The organism is Leclercia sp. LSNIH3, assembly GCF_002935105.1.
Taxonomy (GTDB): domain Bacteria; phylum Pseudomonadota; class Gammaproteobacteria; order Enterobacterales; family Enterobacteriaceae; genus Enterobacter; species Enterobacter adecarboxylatus.
Window position 1 is genome coordinate 1,327,106 of record NZ_CP026387.1, and the last position, 18,737, is coordinate 1,345,842.

At 56.4% G+C, this 18,737-nt stretch carries 19 protein-coding genes and 1 other RNA gene; 6 read left to right on the top strand and 14 right to left on the bottom strand.

The window, feature by feature from the left end; genetic code table 11:
* Positions 1-5: 5 nt before the first annotated feature.
* Positions 6-1,427 (top strand): MocR-like transcription factor YczR, encoded by a 1,422-nt coding sequence (gene yczR / locus C3F35_RS06455; RefSeq protein WP_103791837.1) that lies wholly within the window; start codon positions 6-8, stop codon positions 1,425-1,427.
* 127 nt (positions 1,428-1,554) lie between these two features.
* On the opposite strand, the gene C3F35_RS06460 is transcribed toward yczR, so the two are convergent.
* The 3 genes from C3F35_RS06460 to ffs all read right to left on the bottom strand — a co-directional run bounded on the left by C3F35_RS06460 (position 1,555) and on the right by ffs (position 2,420).
* Complete coding sequence (locus C3F35_RS06460) at positions 1,555-1,773, bottom strand: hypothetical protein (RefSeq protein WP_032616855.1); 219 nt, start codon at positions 1,771-1,773, stop codon at positions 1,555-1,557.
* Entirely contained in the window at positions 1,770-2,021 is a 252-nt protein-coding gene (locus tag C3F35_RS06465; RefSeq protein WP_032616854.1) for a hypothetical protein, read from the bottom strand. The genes C3F35_RS06460 and C3F35_RS06465 overlap by 4 nt, the downstream gene beginning before the upstream one ends.
* 302 nt (positions 2,022-2,323) lie before the next feature.
* An RNA gene (gene ffs, locus C3F35_RS06470) (signal recognition particle sRNA small type) lies at positions 2,324-2,420 on the bottom strand.
* Positions 2,421-2,599: 179 nt separating this feature from the next.
* Here ffs and C3F35_RS06475 point away from each other — a divergent pair.
* Positions 2,600-2,911: an MGMT family protein gene (locus C3F35_RS06475; protein ID WP_032616853.1), complete on the top strand. Its 312-nt coding sequence runs from the start codon at positions 2,600-2,602 to the stop codon at positions 2,909-2,911.
* A 33-nt stretch (positions 2,912-2,944) separates the two neighbouring features.
* On the opposite strand, the gene C3F35_RS06480 is transcribed toward C3F35_RS06475, so the two are convergent.
* The gene (locus tag C3F35_RS06480) at positions 2,945-3,514 is read right to left on the bottom strand and encodes a YbaY family lipoprotein (RefSeq protein WP_032616852.1); all 570 of its coding nucleotides are present in this window, start codon (positions 3,512-3,514) and stop codon (positions 2,945-2,947) included.
* Positions 3,515-3,722: 208 nt separating this feature from the next.
* On the opposite strand from C3F35_RS06480, the gene tesB reads away from it, so the two are divergent.
* Positions 3,723-4,583: an acyl-CoA thioesterase II gene (gene tesB / locus C3F35_RS06485; protein ID WP_032616851.1), complete on the top strand. Its 861-nt coding sequence runs from the start codon at positions 3,723-3,725 to the stop codon at positions 4,581-4,583.
* A gap of 88 nt (positions 4,584-4,671) precedes the next feature.
* Here the strand turns inward: tesB and amtB are convergent, their stop codons facing one another.
* The 5 genes from amtB to C3F35_RS06510 form a co-directional block, all read right to left on the bottom strand.
* Positions 4,672-5,958, bottom strand: a complete 1,287-nt coding sequence (gene amtB, locus C3F35_RS06490; protein ID WP_032616850.1) for an ammonium transporter AmtB — start codon at positions 5,956-5,958, stop codon at positions 4,672-4,674.
* Between the two features lie 33 nt (positions 5,959-5,991).
* Positions 5,992-6,330: a P-II family nitrogen regulator gene (glnK, locus tag C3F35_RS06495; protein ID WP_032616849.1), complete on the bottom strand. Its 339-nt coding sequence runs from the start codon at positions 6,328-6,330 to the stop codon at positions 5,992-5,994.
* Positions 6,331-6,526: 196 nt separating this feature from the next.
* Positions 6,527-8,305 (bottom strand): SmdB family multidrug efflux ABC transporter permease/ATP-binding protein, encoded by a 1,779-nt coding sequence (locus tag C3F35_RS06500; RefSeq protein WP_032616848.1) that lies wholly within the window; start codon positions 8,303-8,305, stop codon positions 6,527-6,529.
* Entirely contained in the window at positions 8,298-10,070 is a 1,773-nt protein-coding gene (locus tag C3F35_RS06505) for a SmdA family multidrug ABC transporter permease/ATP-binding protein (RefSeq protein ID WP_103791836.1), read from the bottom strand. The genes C3F35_RS06500 and C3F35_RS06505 overlap by 8 nt, the downstream gene beginning before the upstream one ends.
* Before the next feature lie 42 nt (positions 10,071-10,112).
* Positions 10,113-10,571, bottom strand: a complete 459-nt coding sequence (locus C3F35_RS06510; protein ID WP_032616846.1) for an Lrp/AsnC family transcriptional regulator — start codon at positions 10,569-10,571, stop codon at positions 10,113-10,115.
* Between the two features lie 113 nt (positions 10,572-10,684).
* On the opposite strand from C3F35_RS06510, the gene C3F35_RS06520 reads away from it, so the two are divergent.
* Positions 10,685-11,734, top strand: a complete 1,050-nt coding sequence (locus tag C3F35_RS06520; protein ID WP_220123977.1) for a PLP-dependent cysteine synthase family protein — start codon at positions 10,685-10,687, stop codon at positions 11,732-11,734.
* 40 nt (positions 11,735-11,774) lie between these two features.
* Here C3F35_RS06520 and cof read toward each other — a convergent pair whose 3' ends face one another.
* The gene (cof, locus tag C3F35_RS06525; protein ID WP_103791835.1) at positions 11,775-12,593 is read right to left on the bottom strand and encodes an HMP-PP phosphatase; all 819 of its coding nucleotides are present in this window, start codon (positions 12,591-12,593) and stop codon (positions 11,775-11,777) included.
* A gap of 101 nt (positions 12,594-12,694) precedes the next feature.
* Here cof and C3F35_RS06530 point away from each other — a divergent pair, with 101 nt between their 5' ends.
* On the top strand, positions 12,695-14,395 hold the full coding sequence (locus C3F35_RS06530) for an SgrR family transcriptional regulator (protein WP_103791834.1): 1,701 nt from the start codon (positions 12,695-12,697) through the stop codon (positions 14,393-14,395).
* A gap of 66 nt (positions 14,396-14,461) precedes the next feature.
* Positions 14,462-15,157, top strand: a complete 696-nt coding sequence (gene queC / locus C3F35_RS06535; protein ID WP_103791833.1) for a 7-cyano-7-deazaguanine synthase QueC — start codon at positions 14,462-14,464, stop codon at positions 15,155-15,157.
* A gap of 53 nt (positions 15,158-15,210) precedes the next feature.
* Here the strand turns inward: queC and C3F35_RS06540 are convergent, their stop codons facing one another.
* The 4 genes from C3F35_RS06540 to hupB all read right to left on the bottom strand — a co-directional run bounded on the left by C3F35_RS06540 (position 15,211) and on the right by hupB (position 18,578).
* Complete coding sequence (locus C3F35_RS06540; protein WP_032616841.1) at positions 15,211-15,609, bottom strand: YbgC/FadM family acyl-CoA thioesterase; 399 nt, start codon at positions 15,607-15,609, stop codon at positions 15,211-15,213.
* A gap of 96 nt (positions 15,610-15,705) precedes the next feature.
* Positions 15,706-16,074: a helix-hairpin-helix domain-containing protein gene (locus C3F35_RS06545; RefSeq protein WP_059308609.1), complete on the bottom strand. Its 369-nt coding sequence runs from the start codon at positions 16,072-16,074 to the stop codon at positions 15,706-15,708.
* A gap of 148 nt (positions 16,075-16,222) precedes the next feature.
* Positions 16,223-18,094, bottom strand: a complete 1,872-nt coding sequence (gene ppiD, locus C3F35_RS06550) for a peptidylprolyl isomerase (protein ID WP_103791832.1) — start codon at positions 18,092-18,094, stop codon at positions 16,223-16,225.
* 211 nt (positions 18,095-18,305) lie between these two features.
* Positions 18,306-18,578, bottom strand: a complete 273-nt coding sequence (gene hupB / locus C3F35_RS06555; RefSeq protein WP_002444653.1) for a nucleoid-associated protein HU-beta — start codon at positions 18,576-18,578, stop codon at positions 18,306-18,308.
* Positions 18,579-18,737 lie beyond the last annotated feature (159 nt).

Here is an 18,737-nt window from a genome sequence, read left to right on the forward strand (position 1 = left end):
TGCTTATGTCATCGCGTCGATTTGGAAGCCAGTCATTAGTTCGCCTGTTAGGCCACTGGCAGCAGGACACCTCCCGTACCCCGCTTTGGCGTCAGCTTGCCGATGCACTACGCCTGCTGATCCTTGATGGCAGGCTGGCGCTGGATACGCGCCTGCCAGGCGAGCGCGAGCTGGCCTTAACCCTGGCGGTAAGCCGTACCACCGTCAGCAGCGCGCTTGCGCACCTGCGTGATGAAGGCTACCTCGAAAGCCGCCATGGCAGCGGGTCGCGGGTGATCCTGCCCGACAGCCGCACGCCCCCTACCCGCGCTAACGCCAGTGCGGCGCTGGATCTCTCTACCGCCGCACTGGGTGCCGGGCCGGAGATCCATCAGGCTTACACCCACGCCCTGACCGCCATTACGCAGCATCTGACGCAAACCGGTTACGACCAACTGGGCTTGCTGGCGCTGCGCGATGCCATCGCTGCGCGCTATACGTCACGGGGTCTGCCTACCCGGCCAGAAGAGGTGATGGTGGTTAACGGGGCCGTCAGCGGGCTGGCGCTGGTGCTGCGGATGTTCACCGGCCCAGGCGATCGGGTGGTGGTGGATCACCCTACCTATCCGCTGGCTATCGCTGCTATTCAGGGTGCCTCCTGCCGTCCGGTTGGCGTGTCGCTGCCGCAGACCGGCTGGGATATTGATGGCTTTGCCGCCACCCTCGCCCAGACTGCGCCGCGCCTGGCGTACCTGATGCCGGACTTTCATAATCCCACCGGCCGCTGCATGGATGCGACCAGCCGTGAGGCCATTGCCGCCATTGCCGCCCATGTCCGCACCACGCTGGTGGTGGATGAAACCATGGTTGATCTCTGGTTCGATGCGCCCCCGCCCCCGCCGCTGGCCTCCTTCTGCCCAAACGGCAATGTCATTACCCTGGGCTCAGCGGGAAAAAGTTTCTGGGGAGGCCTGCGTCTGGGCTGGGTGCGTGCACCAGCGCGCACTATCGCGGCGCTGGCGCAAACCCGCGATACGCTCGATCTGGGATCGCCGCTGCTTGAACAGCTGGCCACCCTGTGGTTGATTGAAAATGGCGACACATTTTTACCCGCCCGACGGGAGATGCTGCGCGAGCGGCGGGATCGCTGTGCGGCGTTACTGCGTGAACATTTCCCGGAATGGCGTTTTCAAATGCCGGAAGGTGGGCTTTCCTATTGGGTGGAGCTGCCGGATATGTTGGCAACCCAGCTGGCCACCCGCGCCGAAGCGGCAGGGATCCATCTGGGGACCGGGACGCGCTTTGGGCTTTCCGGGTCCTTTGACCGCTATCTGCGGATGCCCTTTTCGCTGGAGACAGCGGAGCTGGAAAGTGCGCTGATGCGGATCAAGCCGCTGTGGCTGGCGCTGAATAAAAGTGGGCGAGCATTCAAACGCCCCTTTGTATAACGTTCTGCAACGGTAATATTTATTACCGTAAAAAAGTGAGCGGGCGCACAAATAATTCCCCCGACGGGGAGATTCAAAAATGTCTGACTGTAATCATTACAGTCAGACATTTTCAGCAGGGAAGAAGTCAGTGCTGAGCAGGGATAGGGAAACCTTTAAGGGAAATAACAAAACTATCGCCTTCTTTCTTTATTTTAGCCCCGGTATCGCACCAGTCAGACGCAATTCGAAAGAACTCATCACTGCCAACATCCCAGCCCAGGCGGACATGTTTGACATAGCCAGAGCGCAGAAGCGTACAGGCTTCCGAGTAGCTGCTGGCGGTTGATTGCTGATGTTGTTTCATTTTTTCTTCTTCAGAATTTTTCTTAATGCTTTGATTTCTTTAGGAGTAAAAGGTGCTACGCTCTCTTCTTCCGTATGTTGATTATCGATATCCTCTTCCGTTACTCCCGCCTCGTCTGCTACAGAAAATGCCATTTGCAGCAGTTTCTCTGTGGTAACGCTGAGATTCTCATTATTCACTTCTGCGTAGTGACGAAGCTTCTCTTTTAGCGCTTCGTCAATTTTTACATTCAGCACGGCAGTGGTCATAGTGGCTACATCCTTGACATCAATTTGTTAAATTAATACACGAAGTTATCATTATTATCCAGATATATATTGCCAGCTTATATATCATAAAAATGTCACACTTAACCTGCACAACATTTATGACAGAATAATGACAACCACATTTCAGTATGATGACAATTAAGGAAATAAACAGGACAACTCAGAAATATATAATGTACTTACTGTTGCCATGGATATTGGACCGATACGGAGCGTAAGAGATGAAAAGAGTGAAGGATAAAGATAATTGAAAGGTTTTCAGAGGCAGAAATGGGTGGAGGCCCTGCCAGCTACATCCCGGCACACACGTCGTCTGCCCTGGCTGCTTCCTTCCGGACCTGACCTGGTGAACAGAGTAGCGTTGCGGGAGAACCAACAGAGCCTCCATTGAGAGCGTTGATAACCAACGCGCTGGCGCATTATCACTGTACCCGATCGCAATTGCAAGTTAACCGCGTCCGGGTGGTGCTTTATTGCGCAAAGCGTTTACAGAGTGCACGTTTTCTTCTTGTCCTGGCGGTGAATCTTTATCATGCTCTCAACACAGGAGTAAAAAAATGGACGAACACGACACTTTTCCCCAACGGGTCTGGCAGATAGTGGCCTCGATTCCCGAAGGGAGCGTCACGACTTATGGTGAGGTAGCACGACTGGCAGGTTCCCCGCGTGCAGCACGGCAGGTGGGTGGCGTTCTCAAACGGTTGCCGGAAGGGAGTACCCTGCCCTGGCATCGGGTGGTGAACCGCCATGGGGCAATCTCTTTAACCGGCCCCGATTTGCAGCGGCAGCGTCAGGCCTTGCTCAGCGAAGGGGTGCAGGTTTCAGGCAGTGGGCAGATCGATTTGCAACAATACCGCTGGCGGTATTAAAAAGCCCCTCTCAGGCGAGAGGGGCTGGCAACATTAAAGCTGGGTAGGTGCCGGGGTAGCCGTAGACGGGCTAACCTGAGTTGGCGAGGTGGAAGGTACAGTTGTTGGCGCACCGCCGCCAGGCTGCAGCGGCAACGAGGTCTGCTGTACTGGCACCAGCACCAGATCGGCTTTTGTACCGCCCTGATTAATGACCGGCTTGACGATATCGGTCATCAGTACAACCTTATCGTTAATGGTGATCGCCGCGCTCAGCAGGATACGTGCGTTTGGCTGCACATCCGCCGGGTTAAACGGCAATTCAAACTTGAACGGGGCCTGTTTACCTTCAGTACGGGTCGCCTGCTGCGCCAGCACTTTTGATGGTGAATCGGCCAGCGAAGCATCAGACAGGGTGACGGTTAATACCGCATCCGGCGGCAAAGCTACTTTCTGACGGATCCAGATGGTCCCGGATACATTAGGCTGCTGAATAGTCGGCTGAGTTGCCACACCAGCAGTGTTTGGGTTTGGCGCTGGCGTCTGTATATCTGCACTTTTATCTGCGCAGGCAGAAAGAGCAACCGCTACCGCTAAACCACTTAACACGTGCACGAGTTTCATTGAGTTCTCCTTATCATCAATGCACCAGCGGGATCGATACCGCCAGATGAGTGGTTAACATAAACATAACGAGAGTAAGTGTGGCACACATCACTTATTTATGCCTGGAATCTCCCTGTTATTCAGATTATTGCACCCATCGGACCACTTCCTTTTCTGCGTTATACTCTCTCTATCTTTCGCCACGGCGTTTTAATTGAGGACGACTATGAGTCAGGCACTAGGCAATCTGCTGACATTATTAAACCTGGAAAAAATTGAAGAAGGACTCTTTCGGGGACAAAGCGAAGATCTGGGCTTACGCCAGGTATTCGGCGGTCAGGTTGTGGGGCAAGCCCTTTATGCAGCGAAAGAGACAGTACCTGCAGAACGCTTTGTGCACTCCTTTCACAGCTACTTTTTGCGCCCGGGCGATAGCCAGAAACCGATCGTCTATGACGTGGAAGTCCTGCGTGACGGCAACAGCTTCAGCGCCCGCCGCGTGGCGGCTGTGCAGAATGGTAAGCCGATCTTCTATATGACCGCGTCATTCCAGGCACCGGAGCCAGGGTATGAGCATCAGAAAGTGATGCCCCCTGCCCCGGCACCGGATACGTTACGTTCTGAAACGGACATTGCCCGCGCGCTGGCACATCTGCTGCCGCCGCAGGTTAAAGAGAAGTTTCTTTGCGACAAGCCGCTGGAGATCCGCCCGGTTGAGTTCCATAACCCGATGAAGGGCCATACCGCCGAGCCGGCACGTCAGGTCTGGATACGCGCCAATGGAACGGTGCCGGAAGATTTCCGCGTGCATCAGTATCTGCTGGGTTATGCCTCTGATTTCAACTTCCTGCCAGTTGCCCTACAGCCTCATGGCGTGGGCTTCCTTGAGAAAGGGATGCAGGTTGCCACCATCGACCATTCGATGTGGTTCCACCGTCCGTTTGATATGAACGACTGGCTGCTGTACAGCGTGGAGAGTACCTCTGCGTCGAGCGCTCGCGGGTTTGTTCGCGGTGAGTTTTATACTCAGGATGGCGTGCTGGTCGCTTCTACGGTGCAGGAAGGGGTAATGCGCAACCGGGGATAACAGCTGCGGGCTGATGCCCTGCCCCTCTCCCTCAGGGAGAGGGGGCAAATACAAAAACGGCAACCTCTCGGTTGCCGTTTGCTTTTACTTAAGCGTTATACGCATTCTCGCCGTGGCTGTTGACGTCCAGACCTTCGCGCTCCTGCTCTTCTGGTACGCGCAGACCCACCGTCATGTCCGCCAGCTTGTAGCCGATGAAGGCCACTACGCCAGACCAGACCACCGTAATAGCGATACTTTCCAGCTGCACCAGAACCTGATGGCCCATGGTCACGCCTTCTGCGTAGCCGACGCCGCCCAGGGAGGTAGAGGCAAAGAAGCCGGTCATGATGCAGCCGATGATGCCGCACACGCCGTGCACGCCAAACACATCACAAGGATCGTCCACACGCAGAACACGTTTCAGCGCAGTGACGCCCCACAGACCGGCCAGACCCGCGACGATACCGATGATGAGCGCGCCGCCCACACCGACAAAGCCACAGGCCGGCGTGATACCCACCAGACCGGCAATTGCACCGGAACAGGCACCCAGCAGGGAAGGCTTGCCGCGTACCGCCCACTCGCCGAAGATCCACGAGAGGATAGCGCCCGCCGTTGCCACCACGGTGTTCACGAAGGCCAGCGCCGCGATTTCGTTTGCTGCACTGGCGGAACCGGCGTTAAAGCCAAACCAGCCGAAGTAGAGGATCGCGGTACCGGTAAAGACCATCGGCAGGTTGTGCGGTTTGAAGGCCTCTTTGCCAAAACCGACGCGTTTGCCAATCAGGTATGCGCCTACCAGGCCCGCTACCGCGGCGTTGATGTGCACAACGGTACCGCCCGCAAAGTCCAGCGCGCCATGGGAGGCCAGCAGACCACCGCCCCAGACCATATGCGCCACCGGCACATAGGAGAGAGTCAGCCACACCACCACGAAGATCAACACCGCGGAGAAGCGAATACGTTCCGCCAGCGCCCCCACAATCAGGCCGACGGTGATACAGGCAAATGAGCCCTGGAATGCCACGTGAATGTACTGATAGAAGCTGCCCATCACCGCGGTCAGCTCGATATTTTTCAGCATCGCCCAGTTAAAGCTGCCGAAGAAGGCGTTGCCTTCACCAAAGGCCAGCGAGTAGCCGTAGACGACCCACAGGACGCACACCAGAGCGAAGGTCACTGTTACCTGGGTAAGCATGGAGAGGACGTTTTTACCGCGGATCAGGCCGCCGTAAAACAGCGCAATCCCCGGAATGGTCATAAATAGCACCAGCGCGGTGCAAATCATCATAAAGGCGTTATCGGCTTTGTCTGCCACCGCCGGTGCAGCCATTGCCAGCCCCGGCAGCAGTGCCAGAGACCCCAGACCTGCTTTGAGTGTTGTTGTGTTCATTTTCTCGATCCCTATCACTGTGTGCCTGATTTTTTACAGTGCCGCTTCGTCGGCTTCGCCTGTACGAATGCGAATAACGCGTTGCAGCTCAGCAACGAAAATTTTGCCGTCGCCAATTTTGCCGGTATAGGCTGCTTTGCTAATCACATCGATGACTTCATCCAGCTGATCGTCGGCGATCGCAACGTCAATCTTCACTTTTGGCAGGAAGTTGACGCTGTATTCGGCGCCACGGTACAGCTCTGCATGACCTTTCTGTCGCCCAAAGCCTTTCACCTCGGTGACGGTCAGTCCCTGAATACCCATTGAAGAGAGTGCTTCACGCACGTCTTCGAGCTTGAATGGTTTGATGACCACGGTAACCAGCTTCATATATCTCTCCAGTCAGAATTCGGTAATGGCTCGCGAACTGATTAGGTATTGCAAGGGGTGTGCCAGAATTGAAAAGAGAGGAAAGATGAGGCGTGGCGGAGAGAATATGAAAAAAAACGCACCATGACAGTGCATGGTGCGTTTCATTTTTGCACCAACCGATTCAGCGGCTGGTAACTTGCTTAATTTTAGTGCATCAGGCGCTTAGCGACTCTTCGCGGGTGCTGGCGGCCAGCTCTTCACCGGCCAACTGCAATTGATACATTTGCCAGTAACGCCCTTTTGCCTCAAGCAGTTGCTTATGGGTGCCGCGCTCAACGGCCTGGCCGCGATGAAGCACCAGAATGGTATCTGCCTCGACAATGGTCGAGAGGCGGTGGGCGATAACCACCAGCGTGGTCTGGTCCCGCACCGCGGCCAGCGCCTGCTGAATCGCCTGTTCAGTGCCAGAATCGATGCTTGCTGTAGCTTCATCAAGGATCAGCACCTGAGGCGTATCAATCAGCACCCGGGCCAGAGCCAGGAGTTGTTTTTGCCCCACGGATAGGTTGTTCCCCTGCTCGCCCAGCCGGGTGTGGATCCCCTCGTGCAGGCCGCGCGCCAGCTCCGCCAACTGGACTTTCTCCAGCACGTCCCACACCTGCTCCTCGCTAAACGGCCGCCCGAGCGTCACGTTGGCGTAGAAAGTATCGGCCAGCACCACCGGATCCTGCTGCACCATTGCCACCCCTTTACGCAGCACGGCGTGACTCAGGGTCGAGAGCGGACGCCCGTCGAGGCGAATTTCCCCTTCGGTAAGCGGGTAGTAACCCATCAGCAGGCTGGCGAGGGTACTTTTACCGCTGCCGGTATGGCCCACCAGCGCGACAAAGCTTCGGGAAGGCACCTTCAGATCGATATCCTGCAACACCAGCCGATCCTCGCGATAGGCGAAGGAGACCTTATCGAATTCAATGGTGCCGCTTTGCAGGTCACGATCGTCATCGCCATATGCCTGCCGCGGGCGGTCCATCAGTTCAAAGACGCGTTCGCCAGCAACCACCGCCTGCTGCAGCATCGACTGCTGCGTGGTCAACTCAATCAGCGGCTCGTTAAGACGGCCCAGGTAGCTGATAAAGGCATACAGTACCCCGACCTCAATGGTGCCGCGTGCGGCAAAACCAAACTGCATCAACAATCCGCACAGCACCAGGGCCGAAAACAGGCTGAGCAGCGGGCGCAGGAGAAAGCCGTCCAACCGCAGCGTCTGCATGCGGGCCATATAGTGTGAACGGCTGGCCTCACCCATCCGCTCGCCAAAGCGCGCCTGCTGACGGAACTGCTGGATAACACTCATGCCGTTGATGACTTCGTTGAAACCATCATTGATATCCGCCAGATAGGTCCGCACGCGACGGACAATGGGCGTGCTGTAGCGCTGGTAGATGATCATCACAATCATCACCGCCGGGAAAATGGCCATCGCCACCAGCGCCATTCGCCACTCCAGGCTGAACATCGCCACCAGCATGGCACCGACCAGCGCGGCGCTGCGCAGCACCGTGGCGACCACCGTGACATAAAGATCGCGGATCACTTCGGTATCGTTAGTCACGCGCGAGATGATCTGCCCGACGGGCTGGGTATCGAACGCGCTCAGCGGCTGGCGCAGGGCGGCGTCCATCACGTCGGTACGCAACTGCTGTACCACCCCAACGGCGGCCTGGTTAAACAGCAGCGACTGGGCGTAGTGCAGCCCGGCCGCCAGCAACTGCAGGCCCACATAGGCCACCGCCAGGCCGGTCACCAGACCGAGCGGGAGATAATTTTTTGCCACCATGTTGTCGATGAAATAGCTGATCAGCAGCGGGCCGGTGACTTCGGCGATGGCCGCAATCCACAGCAACACCACTGCCAGCGACAGCGGTTTACGCCATGGCGAGCCATAGGCCAGCAGGCGTTTAAGGGTGGGCCACAGCTGGGAAAAACTACGCATCGGTGGCCTCCTCGTTTATGTCCGGCACGTCATCCAGCGCCGCTTCCAGTTGTTGATAGCGATACATATCGCGATACCATCCCGGCTGGTCTGCCAGCTGTTCATGCTGCCCGCGCTGGGCAATATGCCCGTGCTGCATCACCAGAATTTCACTCGCCTCGGTCAGAGCCGACAGACGATGGGCGCTAATGATCACCGTGCGCCCTTCTCCCCACTGGCGCAGGTTATGCAGGATCTGGTGTTCGGTACGGCCATCTACCGCAGACAGGGCATCGTCGAGGATCAGGATCTCGGCATTAAGCAGCAGCGCGCGGGCGATGGAAATACGTTGCTTCTGCCCGCCCGAGAGCATCACGCCGCGCTCCCCCACTTCGGTTTCATAACCCTGGGGCAGGCGCAGGATATCGTCATGTACGCTGGCGAGACGGGCGACGTGCTCGATCGCTTCCCGGGTCGCTTGTGGACACCCCAGCGCAATATTGTTGGCGACGGTATCGGAGAAGAGGAACGGCGTCTGGCTTACCACCGCCAGCCGGCTGCGCCAGCTATCCAGCTGCAGCTGCGTCAGGGGGATGTCATGGAAGCGGATCTCGCCCTGGTCAATATCAAAGTGGCGCTGGATCAGCGACAGGATGGTGCTCTTTCCGGCCCCCGTAGGGCCACAAATGCCCAGCATCTGTCCGGGTTGCAACCGGAAGTTGACGTTTTCGAGCGTCACCTGCTCCGTTTGTGGATAGGTAAAGACGCGAACAGCAACATTCAGCTCACCGCGCCCGGTCGGCACCGGCTCGCTGCCGTCATTGACGACCGGCGCTTCAGCAAGCATGTCGCGGATCCGGCTGTAGGCCGCGCTACCGCGCTCGACGATATTGAACATCCAGGCCAGCGCCAGCATCGGCCAGATCATCAGCCCCAGATACATGGCAAAGCTGGTCAGCTGCCCGAGCGTCAGCGAACCGTTGATCACCATCCAGCTGCCGCCGCCAATGGCCAGCAGGTTGGCGGTACCAATGGCGATATAAATAGTGGGATCAAAGCGGGCGTCGATGCGGGCAACGCGCAGGTTTTTGGCCCCGGTATCGGCGGCATCGGCAGCAAACAGCGCCGACTGGCGATCTTCCAGGCCGAAGGCTTTGATCATACGGATACTGGTCAGACTCTCCTGAGTGCGGTCGTTAAGGGAGGAGAAGGCTGCCTGCGCCAGCTTGAAGCGCTGGTGCAGCTGGTCGCCGTAGCGTTTGATCGCCAGCGCCATAATCGGCATCGGCAACAGAGCCAGCAGCGTCAGCTGCCAGCTGATCTGCGTGGACATCACAATCAGCACCGCGCAGCCCATCACCAGCGAATCCACCAGGGTCAGCACCCCTTCCCCGGCGGCAAAGACCACGCGATCCACATCGTTAGTGGCGCGGGCGATCAGGTCCCCGGTGCGGTGGCGCAGATAAAATTCCGGGTGCTGACGGCTAAGCTGGCGGTAAAAATCTTCCCGCAGTTCCACGGCCAGCTGATAGGACGCGCCAAACAGCAGTACGCGCCAGACATAGCGCAGCAGATAGACGACCACCGCCGTCAGCACCAGCGTGCCGATCCACATCATCACCCGTGCGTTGGTGTAATGTTGTTCCGTTACGCCATCCACGACATAGCCCACCACTTTCGGCGGGATGAGCTGCAGAACGGCAATGATAATAAGCAGGGCGACTGCGCCGAGATAGCGTTGCCACTCCCGGCGAAAATACCAGCTTAACTGAGCAAATAATCGCACGCGGTTTTTTCCTGAGGATCGTTTTCCGGCGAGGCCGGGAAGTTATTCAATGGGTAAGGCGGTGGTGTATTTAATCTGTTCCATCGCAAAACTGGAGGTGACATTCGACAAACCTGGCACGCTGTTAACCAGCCGTTTATAGAAATCATCATAGCGCTTCATGTCTGCCACCTGAACGCGCATCAGGTAGTCGTATTCGCCCGCCATGCGCCAGAAGCCCAGCACTTCCGGCATCTCCGATACCACGCTGACGAACCTACAGTACCAGTCACTGCTGTGGTGCTGCGTTTTTATCAAAACAAACGCGGTCAGCCCAAGCCCCAGTTTTTCAGGATCCAGCAGCGCCACGCGTCCCAGCAGAATGCCTTCGTCTTCGAGTCGCTTAAGGCGTTTCCAGCAGGGCGTGGTGGTCAGATTAACGGCATCCGCCAGCGCCTGCAAAGAGAGGGTGCAGTCGCTTTGCAGTAAGGACAGCAGCTTACGGTCAATTTTATCTAGCATACCCACCCCCACAGAGAAAATTTTTCTCCTTACATTCTATTTTAAAGGCCAGATAGCAACAATTTTTTCTGTGCTTTTCGCTATGCTGGGCACAAAATGACAAACGGATAACTGTGATGAATAGCTCCTGGGTTAAAAACGCCATCAGTGAAATTAATGCCGATTATCAGCGCTCGGCAGATACACACCTTATTCGCCTGACCCTGCCAGGCTTTGCCGGTATTCAGCTCTATCTGAAAGACGAAAGTACCCACCCGACCGGCAGCCTGAAGCACCGGCTGGCGCGTTCGCTATTCCTGTACGGACTGTGTAATGGCTGGATCAATGAAGGTACCACCATCATTGAATCCTCTTCCGGCTCCACCGCCGTTTCTGAGGCCTATTTTGCCCGCCTGCTCGGCCTGCCCTTTATCGCCGTTATGCCCGCCTGTACGGCGAAACGCAAAATCGAACAGATCGAATTCTATGGTGGCCGTTGCCACTTTGTGGAAAGCGCCTGTGAAATTTATGCCGCGTCAGAGATGCTGGCCCGGGAGCTGAACGGTCATTATATGGATCAGTTTACGTATGCGGAGCGGGCAACGGACTGGCGCGGCAATAACAACATTGCCGACAGTATTTTCCGCCAGATGCAAAATGAACCTCATCCCGTGCCCGCCCATATCGTGATGAGCGCCGGAACCGGTGGGACCTCGGCCACCATTGGCCGCTATATTCGCTGCCAGGGGTACGATACCCGTCTGATGGTGGTGGATCCGCAAAACTCGGTGTTCCTGGATTACTGGCAGCAGCGCGATCCCGCCCTGCGCAGCCCGGTGGGCAGCAAAATCGAAGGGATTGGCCGCCCGCGGGTAGAGCCGTCGTTTATTCCTGACGTTGTGGACGAGATGCTCCGCGTGCCGGATGCCGCCAGCGTCGCCACCGCCCACTGGCTGGAAACGCAGCTGGGCCGTAAGGTCGGGGCGTCGACCGGGACCAACATGTGGGGCGCGTTACAGCTGGCCGCGCGGATGCGGGAGGCCGGGCAAACCGGCTCCATCGTTACCCTTCTGTGCGACAGCGGCGAGCGTTACCTGGACACCTACTACAACGCCGGATGGGTGAAAGCCAACATTGGCGATGTGACCCCGTGGCTGGCAGAGATTGCCCGGCTGGTAAAATAAAAAAAGCCAGACTATCGTCTGGCTTGCTGGAAGGGTCTCACTATTCGGGGGAATAAGGAAGATCAAGTGTATCCAGCCAATGGGTTAAAAAATGGGACACGGCCTCGTTACGGCAGTGTCCAATAACCGGTAAATGCGAAAGCTCAGCGATCAGTTGCGGCATCGCATTGCCCATGATCAGGCCGCGCCCCACGCTGCCCAGCATCTCGCGATCGTTCATCGCATCGCCAAACGCCATACACTCCTGCAAACTCAGGCCCAGATGCTCACTCAGTACCGCCAGGGCAGAACCTTTGTTGCACCCGACCGGCAGCACTTCCAGGCAATCTATTGCCGAAAACGTAAGATGCGCGCGGCTGCCTAAGGCTTCATTGAGCTGGATGCGCAGACGGCACAGATCGTCGTGGTCGCCGCAAAAACAAATTTTGGTTACCGCATGCGCCGGAATACGGCGTAGATCGGTCAGCTGGTACTGGAAGCCGCTGTAGACGTGCGCTTCCAGCAGCGCCGGGATCGCTTTTCCAGTCAGCCAGCCGGTGTCGTTAAACACATGAATGCTGGCCTGGGTATCCCAGGTAGTATGCAGCACCTGCTCCGCCACATCCGGGGCGAGATCCTGACGATAGAGCACGTCCCCCTCCAGGGAGTGAATGCGCGTGCCGTTGCCGGTGATCAAAAAGGCATCAAGGGCCAGCGTACCCATCAGGTGACGCATCTCCAGCACATGTCGACCGGTGGCGAAGGTAAGCGTAATGTCGCGCTTACGCAGTCGCTTGAGCACACTTAGCGTTTTGTCGCCTAAACGGTGGTCCGGCGTTAACAAGGTGCCATCCATATCAAATGCAGCAAGCCGTGCCATAGGATCTCCGAAAGTGTGAGGGGGTTAACTTGTGCTTCAGTATTGCGTGATATATACGGAAGTAATACTGAATAGATGGAAATTATTGTTCCGGGTTTATTATGCGCCAGCTCAATCGACTTAATCAGTACCAGCGGCTGTGGCAACCCTCCGCCGGTGCGCCGCAGCAGGTGAGCGTGGCCGAACTGGCCAGCCGCTGTTTTTGCAGCGAAAGGCACGTGCGTACACTTTTGCGTCAGGCCCAGGAGGCGGGCTGGTTAAGCTGGCAGGCGCAATCCGGGCGGGGTAAACGCGGTGAGCTGCGCTTTCATGTCACCCCCGAATCGCTGCGCAACACGATGATGGAGCAGGCGCTAAAAAACGGCCAGCAGCACAACGCTCTGGAGCTGGCTCAGTTGGCTCCCCAGGCGCTGCGCGCGCTGCTGCATCCTTTTCTGGGTGGGCAGTGGCAGAACAATACTCCGACGCTGCGCATTCCCTATTACCGGCCACTCGATCCGCTTCATCCCGGTTTTTTACCCGGCCGCGCCGAGCAGCATCTGGTCGGGCAGATCTTTTCCGGCCTGACGCGGTTCAACGACACCAGCAGCGAGCCTGGAGGCGATCTGGCCCATCACTGGGAGATTACTGCTGACGGGTTACGCTGGCATTTTTATCTTCGCTCCACGCTTCACTGGCATAACGGTGATAAGGTCGAGGCGGCCCAGCTACAGAGCCAACTGACGCAGTTACTCACCCTGCCCGCGCTGCGCAAACTGTTTAACAGTGTGAAGCTGATTGAGGTGACCCACCCGCAGTGCCTGACCTTTGTGCTGCATCAGCCGGATTACTGGCTGGCACACCGTTTGGCAAGCTATTGCAGTCGTATTGCTCACCCTGAACACCCCCTGACGGGGAGCGGGCCGTTTCGGCTGGCGATCTTCGACGCGGATCTGGTCCGGCTGGAAAGCCACGAGCAGTACCATCTGGGGCATCCGCTTCTGAAAGCGATTGAATACTGGATCACACCCCAGCTTTTTGACCAGGATTTAGGCACCAGCTGCCGTCATCCAGTACAAATCGCCATTGGCGAGCCGGAGGAACTTGCCCGTCTGCGGCTGGTCAGCAACAGTATCAGCCTCGGCTTTTGCTATCTCACCCTGAAACAGAGCGGCCGGTTAAGCGAGGCGCAGGCCCGCAAGGTGATCGACATTATTCATCACACCGCCCTTCTGCATACGCTGCCGTTGGACGAGGATCTCATCACCCCGACCCAGGCGTTACTGCCGGGGTGGTCCATTCCACAGTGGGCGCAGGAGGAGAACACTGTTCTGCCACAATTCCTTACGTTGGTTTACCACCTGCCGGTAGAACTCCACACCATGGCAGAGCAGCTTAAACGCTACCTGGCGCAGGAAGGGTGTCAGCTGACAGTGATTTTTCACGACGCGAAAACCTGGGATGGCTGCGCGGCTCTGGCTGATGCCGATATCATGATGGGCGACAGGCTGATTGGCGAAGCGCCGGAATACACCCTGGAGCAGTGGTTACGCTGCGATACCCTTTGGCCGCATCTGCTCAGTGCCCCGCAATTTGCGCACCTGATGGCGACCCTGGATGCAGTTCAGGTTCTGCCCGACGCGGCAGCGCGCCATCTGGCATTGAAAGAGGTATTCACCCGGTTGATGGAACGCGCTGTCCTGACGCCGCTGTTCAACTATCAATATCAAATCAGTGCCCCGCCGGGGGTAAATGGCATCCGTCTGAATCCGCGTGGCTGGTTTGATTTTACCGAGGCCTGGCTGCCAGCCCCGAAAGCGTGAAGAAGCTGGTCGCCGCCACGGGCAGACGTTAACATAGGTCTTTAATCGTCAAAGTTGGGAAGACTAATGAAACGTGCCGTTGTCGTGTTCAGTGGAGGCCAGGACTCTACCACCTGTCTGGCTCAGGCTCTGCAGCAATATGATGAAGTCCATTGTGTGACTTTTGACTATGGTCAGCGCCATAGCGAAGAGATTGAGGTCGCGCAGAAACTGGCTGTGAAACTCGGCGCACGGGCGCATAAGGTTCTGGACGTCACCCTGCTCAACGAACTGGCGGTGAGCAGCCTCACCCGCGACAGTATTCCGGTGCCGGACTACGAACCGGATGCCGAGGGGATCCCGAATACCTTTGTGCCGGGACGTAATATTCTTTTCCTGACCCTGACCGCCATCTATGCCTACCAGGTGAAAGCCGAGGCTGTTATTACCGGCGTGTGTGAAACCGACTTCTCCGGCTACCCGGACTGCCGCGACGAGTTCGTGAAAGCCCTAAACCATGCCGTAAATCTTGGCATGGCTAAAGATATCCGCTTCGAAACGCCGCTAATGTGGCTCGATAAAGCCGAAACCTGGGCGCTGGCTGACTACTGGGGCAAACTGGATCTGGTGCGTAACGAAACGCTGACCTGCTATAACGGCATTCAGGGTGATGGCTGCGGCCATTGCGCCGCCTGTAATCTGCGCGCTAACGGCCTGAATCACTATCTTGCCGATAAAGCCGGGGTGATGGCGGCCCTGAAAAAGAAAACCGGTCTTAGCTAAGCGGGCCAGTCTGCCGGGTGAAGGATCCGCTTCGCCCGGCATGCACAGCGGGGTTATTTGATTAACAGCTCCAGCTTCTCACGGAGTTCCCCTTCCAGCGGCAACGCTTTCTGCGTTTTCAGATCGATGCAGACAAAGGTAATTAACGCATCTGCCACCACCTGTCCTTCCGGCTCCAGCGTCACCACCTGACTTAGCACCCCGCTTTTACCGTTCAACTGCTGAAGCTGACTGGTGATGGTGAGCAGGTCGCTGAGTACCGCGGGGCGACGATAGTTAATGTTGATATTCGCCACCACAAAGGCGATACGACGCTCGGTCATCCATTGAAAGCTGTCGCTGTTTTCCAGCCCTTCCCAGCGCGCCTCTTCGAGAAACTCGAGATAACGAGCGTTATTAACGTGTTGATAAACATCAAGGTGATAACCGCGTACTTTTATTTGGGTCTGCATAGCGCAATAGCCTTCAGAGTTATTATTTATAAGATTCAGAGGTCATAACTGGTATGACCTCTTTATCCTGGCAAATTTTAGCCACTGTGCAAGTTATTACAGCGTCAGATTAGCAAGATTACGCTCCACCAGCGCCGCGCCCATTCCAGGCACCTGTTTCAGGTCATCAAGCGTTTTAAACGGGCCGTACTCTTCCCGGTAACTGACAATCGCCTGGGCTTTCTTCAGCCCCACACCGTTCATCACCCGTGCCAGCTCCTCCGCCGGAGCGGAATTAATGCTGATCCGCTCTTTCTCCGTTTCCGCCGCTTTCGACGGCTGGGGTGAGGCGGCGAGGGGTTGCGCATCGGATTTGCCCTGCACAGCCTGTGTTTTGGCGGCTGGTGTCGCCGCCAGCACGCTATGACTCATCCCGGCAGAAGCAAGGGCAAGCGTAATAAAAAGGGCTTTAATTCCATGTTTCATGCTGTTTTCTCCTTGTTTGTTGACAGCCCACTCACCATAAACGGGCCGCTTCACCGGGACAAACAGCAGATTGCAGAAATGGAAAAGGCCGCGAAAGCGGCCTTTAGTTGTTGCATTACGTTGCTCAGATTTGCGAGCAGCGACGTAATTACTGCTGGGTCATAATATCGCCCAGCTTGATTTTGGCGTCTTTACGCAGGTTGCTCATCAGGGCTTCGAAGGTGATTTGCGCGTTGTTCTGGGTGATACCCTGAACCATCGCTTTCTTCTGCGCTTCCGGCATGGTGCCCGCTTTCACTTCGTCCAGCGCCAGAACCACTACGTTGCCCTGCATGTCGTTGGCGATACCGAAGCTCGGCTTGTCTTTTGCCGGCAGGCTCAGACCAAACGCCGCCTGGCTGATCGGATCCTGACCGGTACGGCTCAGCGTCTTCGCCTCGCCAAAGCTCAGGCCAGCCGCTTTCAGCGCCTCGTCACCTTTACCGGCTTTCAGCTCAGCCAGCAGCTTTTCAGCGTCCAGCTTGGCCTGTTGCACGGCTTTGTTATGTTTCACCAGCGCAGTAATCTGATCTTTCACTTCGTCCAGTGGCTTGATCGCTTCTGGCTTGTGATCGCTCACGCGCAGAACAAAGGCGCGATCGCCATCGACGGTGATGATGTCAGAGTTGCTGCCCGGGGTACCGTTTTCGCCCACCAGACCGCCACCAAAGATCGCATCCGCAACCGGCTTGAAGTTCAGCTCTTCCGGCAGGTTGTCATGACTGAACCAACCGGTGGTTACCGCTTTCGCACCTGCAGCCTGCTCAGCGCCCGCCAGCGATTCGTTGTCATTGCTGGCCGCGTCGCTCACTTTCTGCTGCAACGCATAGAAGCCATCCAGCGCTTTCTCTTGCTTCACTTTCGCCGCGATATCATCACGGACGTCAGCCAGCGGTTTGGTAGTCGCAGGGGTGATGTCATCCAGACGCACCACCAGGAAACCGACGGAGGATTTGATCACACCAGAAAGTTGACCTTTCTCTTTCAGACCCGCGTTTTTCAGCTCGTCCGGGGTGGTGCCCTCTTCCAGCCAGCCCATGTCACCACCGTTTTTCGCAGAGATGATATCGGTGGATTTCTCTTTCGCGACCGTCGCGAAGTCGGTGCCTTTGTTCAGCTCGTCCAGGGCCGCTTTGGCATCGGCTTCAGTTTTGGTCTGAATGACGCTGTAACGGTTACGCTGTGGCTGAGTGAACTGGTCCTGATGCTGATCGTAGTAAGTCTGGATCTCCGCATCGGTAGCGTTTTCCTGCATCGCAGCCGCATCCAGCTTGATGTAGCTTACGCGGAACTGCTCCAGAGAAGTGAAGTTGTTCTTGTTCTGCTCGTAGTAGCTTTTCACTTCTTCGTCGCTTGCCTGCTGTTTAGCCGCAAGAGCGTTGACGTCGAAGGTAGCTTCCCGCACCACGCGCTGCTGAGAAACCAGCGTCGCCAGTTCATCCGCTTCGCCTTTCAGCATGAAGTCGGTGCCCACTACGGCGTTGATCAGTTGCTGAGTGGTCAGCTGGTTACGCAGCGCCTGAGCATATTGATCCGGCGTCATCCCCATCTGGTTCACGATAGCGTTATAGCGGGTGTTATCGAATTTGCCGTTATTCTGGAAAGCCGGGGTGGAGAAAATGGCTTTCTTAACCTGATCGTCGCTGATGCTCAGACCGATTTCACGGGCATACTGATCCAGCAGTGCTTCGTCGATGAGACGGTTCAGCGTCTGCTGGCGCAGGTTTTTCATGTACCCTTCATTCGCCGCCAGTTCAGAGAACTGATCGCCCAGCTGTTGCTGCATGCGGTTACGTTCACCCGCAAAAGCATTCTCAAACTGCCCACGGCTGATTTCCTGGTCGTTCACTTTTGCGGCGTAGTTTGCACTACCGCCAATCAGGTATCCGCTCACGCCGGTCAAAATGAACGACACGATAATGATACCAAAAATAATCTTGAGCACGAGACTGTTAGCAGCCGTGCGTAAGCTGTCCATCATGGTGTAACCACACTCCGCTGTAGGTGACTGGTGACCTGACGCTGGCGGAAATCCTGACCGCAGCGCGTAAAGACGTATTGTGACAAGAAACCGGGGCGATTGTCAGCCCACAACTCGCATAAACTCACATAAATCAGGTCTGGACAAACAAAAAAGGCACATCAAATGATGCGCCCTTGTACTTTTCAACTTCCCTGACGTAAGAAAGCGATCAGTTTACTGCGTCTTTCAGCGCTTTGCCGGCGCGGAAGCCCGGAACTTTAGCAGCAGCGATGGTGATCTCTTTGCCGGTCTGAGGGTTGCGGCCAGTACGGGCAGCACGCTCTTTAACAGCAAAAGTACCAAAACCTACCAGCGCCACGTCGTCCCCAGCCTGCAGAGATTCGGTAACAGAAGCAATCAAAGCATCTAACGCACGTCCAGCCGCAGCTTTGGAGATGTCAGCACCCGCAGCAATTTTGTCAATCAGTTGAGATTTATTCACTCTTCTCTTCCTCTCTTTATAATTTATATCGCGCCTGAGTCCTTCAAAACGCGACCGCGCAGCAGTTATATCAGGCCTGCCATGACCTTACAACACCCGTTGTTGATGGTTGGCCTAATCAGCAATCTAAATTAGCTATACAAAAAAAGGCTGGCAAGC